This window comes from Streptococcus sp. S784/96/1 (genome assembly GCF_902729355.1).
GTDB lineage: Bacteria > Bacillota > Bacilli > Lactobacillales > Streptococcaceae > Streptococcus > Streptococcus caledonicus.
The window spans coordinates 1-3,643 of record NZ_CACVCC010000060.1 but is presented as its reverse complement, the minus strand read 5'-3'; the positions used below and the strand labels follow the sequence as shown (position 1 = coordinate 3,643).

At 34.9% G+C, this 3,643-nt stretch carries 2 protein-coding genes; one reads left to right on the top strand and one right to left on the bottom strand.

Annotated features, from left to right (window positions below; translation table 11 throughout):
• Positions 1-140: helix-turn-helix domain-containing protein (locus GZ996_RS11430; protein ID WP_162012116.1), on the bottom strand; the 140-nt coding region annotated here is incomplete at its 3' end.
• A 236-nt stretch (positions 141-376) separates the two neighbouring features.
• On the opposite strand from GZ996_RS11430, the gene GZ996_RS11425 reads away from it, so the two are divergent.
• Positions 377-3,457: an EndoS/ChiA family endoglycosidase gene (locus GZ996_RS11425; protein ID WP_162012115.1), complete on the top strand. Its 3,081-nt coding sequence runs from the start codon at positions 377-379 to the stop codon at positions 3,455-3,457.
• The last annotated feature ends 186 nt before the right edge of the window (positions 3,458-3,643 follow it).

The window sequence follows — 3,643 nt, the reverse complement described above, 5'->3', positions numbered from 1 at the left end:
ATGGTAGAACGGTGACGATTGAGTAAACGTGCAATCTCAGCGGGCTTTTTCCCCATTTTCAAATAAGCACTAATTTCGCCTCGCTCAGAAGCTGATAAGTGAGAATAACGAGATTTTTTGGTAGAATAGTTAGTGGACATGTTCATCTGCTTTCTATACTGAGTTGGGGAATTCTAGTATATCAGAAGAACATGTCTTTTCTGTTGCACTTCATTTTACAACGCGGGTAATTTAAATAAAACTTAAATTTGTTTTATTTAACCTATAGTTTGTAGGTTTCTTTTTTAACTAATAGGGAGCATACTTATAGATGTCTAAAAGAATACGCTTTCAAATAAGTTCGTTCTTAACTTTTGATTATCCAAAGGAGGAAGAAATGGATAAACGTCAATTTTCTAAGTGTGCAGTAGGTTTAGTCTGTACAGCAGTCTTAGCGGGTGCGATATTACAAGCCAATGAATGCTTTAGGCTTCATGGCTTCCAACCAATGGTGGTTCAGGCACAAGAAAACACCAATCGTGCAACTGACAGTGTTGGAATCATAAACGAAATTCGTTCAGGTACAAGAGGACCACTTTATGGCGCGTATTTCCGTACTTGGCATGATAAAGCTGCGACGAAAAGTGAAGAGGCAGCAAGAGATGCGCAGGGAAATATTCAAAAGCAAGAAGTTAATCAAAATTTTGGAAGACCTAATACAATCTCAGAAGTACCTTCGGATGTGGATATGCTTTTTATTTTTGAAGACTGGACTCACAAGGATAGTCCATTTTGGAGAAAACTAAAAGATGAATATATCCCTAAAATGCATGCGCAGGGGACTATAGTTATTCAAACTATTGGTGTAAAAGAATTGAGTGGTAAGGCAGGACTATCTAAAGAAGTTTATAAAGAAGATACAGAAGAGAGTAACAAAGCCCTAGCTAAAGCTTTGGTCGAAAAATATGTCTATGATCGTGGTGTTGATGGATTAGATATTGATGTTGAACTAGGTGATTATAATGTTAGGACTGATGCTACTGTTATAGAGAAAGCAGAAATTATTCGTGCAAATAAAGTTTTTAAGGAGATAGCAACGTTAATTGGCAAGACTGGTAAAGATACCAATAAAATGTTAATTCTTGATACTACACTCGGAGTAGAGCATCATACTATTTTAAAAGAAAATGCCAAATCTTTAGATTTTGTCCTTCGTCAGTATTATGGCGCACAGGGACCAACATCAGATATGCACCGTAAAATTAATGAAGATTGGAAAGGTTACAGTAGCTATATAACTCCTCGTCAATTTATGATTGGATTTGCTTTCTATGAAGAGAATGCAGATTTAAACAATAACTTCTGGAATGATATTAAGGATTATGATCCTTCTAATCCAGAAAGTGGAAAAGATATTAGTGGTACGCGTGCTGAATCATATACAAAATGGCAACCAACAGGTGGTCTCAAAGGAGGTATGTTTGCTTACGCCATTGATCGTGACGGAGTAGGTCATCCTAAAAAAACTGAAGGAAAAGATCCATCTGATGAAATCGTCAAAACCGATTATACTGTTTCTAAAAAGCTAAAAGCTGAATTATTGAAGAATAAAGATTACACACTTATTGATAAAACGGACTTTCCAGATCCAGTACTTTTACAAGCGGTTAAAGAGCAAGTAAGCCCTTATCGTGGTGATTTATCTAAATATGATAAGGAACTTAAACTAACTGGGGAGATTACTAATTTGGAAGGTTTAGAAAAATTAACAAAACTTTCTTCTCTAGAAATGGATGGATTAACAAATTTAACAACTCTAAACGCTCAAGACTTGCCTAAATCTATTCGTGATACTGGTAATCTAAAATTATCTAATATGTCTGGACTTGAAAAATTAGAACTATCAAATAGTATGCTCCAATCTTTAGAGGAGCTTGGAATAGAGAGTATGACAAACTTGATGAAGTTTGACTTATCACATAATAAATTTGACTTTGAAGGTGATAAAGAACGTTTAGAACACTTGATAGCTGTAGTGAAAAAGAACAACCTATCGGCAAACAACAGCGATACAGTTTTTGAAGGGCAAAAACCAAGTGGCTATCTTCCTGAATCCTATGAAATAACAGAAGTAACAGTTCCAGCTGACGGTACGCCTTATAATATTTTTGAGGACGCAGTGTTTGGCAGTGTGACAAAAGCCAATTTCTTTATTGGAAACTCTGATGAGTTTGAAGTTTACAAAACTAAAACAGTTGATGGTCGCACATTTGTTGATCAGAATTGGACATATAAAGACTTTAGTGCAAAATATGATAAACATACTGTTGTAAGCTTTACATCAACATTAAAAGAAGAAACAAATCGTTCACTAGACACTTCAATTGATGAAAGTTATAATGTTTATGTTTATAACGGTAAGCAAAAAGTCCATCAAATGAAAGTTCATGTAGGACAAGGTAAGACATTTATGGAGAATTTAGCACTAGGAGCTAAAGTTTTAGGTGCTAGTCCAGACATGAGAGGGGTTATTAGAAATGTATTTGATGGAGATAAAAATACCACTTATAGATCATTTTCAGAGAACGGAATAATACTTGCAGATCTTGGAAATTTATGTCTAGTACGCCATTGGCGCATCTTTAATCCTGAGACAGGTATTGGAGGGAATTTAATTGAAAACCGTATTAAAGAAGCAACTATCTTAGTTCCAAAAGATCCATATATGACAGATATTTCAAAACTTAAATCAGAAGATTGGGTAGAAGTTGCTAATATTACGAATGGTAAATTGATTGAGGAAAACCCTGTAAATGTATTAACACGTTATTGCAAATTAGATATTAAAAAGACTTACAATGGTTATTCTCCATACCTCTCTGAATTCCAAATTCTTGGTTGGAAGATTAATGATGAACAATATCTTTCAGCATTGAAAGAAGCGAAAGAAGCTAAGGAAACAGCAACTACAGAACTTTCAGAAGTTACCATTAAAGCATTTGAACAAGCTGTCGAAGAAGCTAAAAAAAGATTGGAAGCAGGAGAACTAGACCAGGCAGGTATTGATGCTGTCGTAACAAAGTTGTCAGATCTTACCAATGGGTTAAAAGCACAAGTTGAGAATAAAAAAGCTGCTTACGATATTCAAGCAAATTATCGTACATTGATGAACACGGTTAAAACCTTGGAATATGACAATGGCATTTTCAAAAAAATTGCATTCCTTCAAAAAGAAATGATGACATTGGATTCACAAATTGATGAAAAACTAGGTGAGTTAGTTTGTGACGATACACTTGACGATTTAGTTTCTGAAATGAAAGCTAAAATGACAGCAGTAGCAGATCTTCTAGGTTTGACATTGAACGACAAATTTGAAGTCGAAACAGTTGTAGAACCCGAAGCAGCGACTGAAAAAGTTAGAGAGACTGAAAATTCGGAAACCAGTTCAGTAGAGACAGCTACTGAAACGGAGTAATTTTAAGAATAGTTCATCCTATTACATTTTCTAATAATACAAAGGGTCCGAGAATTAAAATGGCTCTATAATTTCTGTAGTGGGTAAATTCCCCGCAGAGATTATGGAGCCTTTTTGAGTATAGAAAAAGTCCCATATGACCTATAATGAAAAGCGACAAAACAACTCATTAGAAAGCCTCATATG

What these genes read in the sequence shown, in the direction of transcription:
- GZ996_RS11425 (WP_162012115.1), top strand. Translation starts at nt 377, where the DNA reads ATGGATAAACGTCAATTTTCTAAGTGTGCAGTAGGTTTAGTCTGTACA.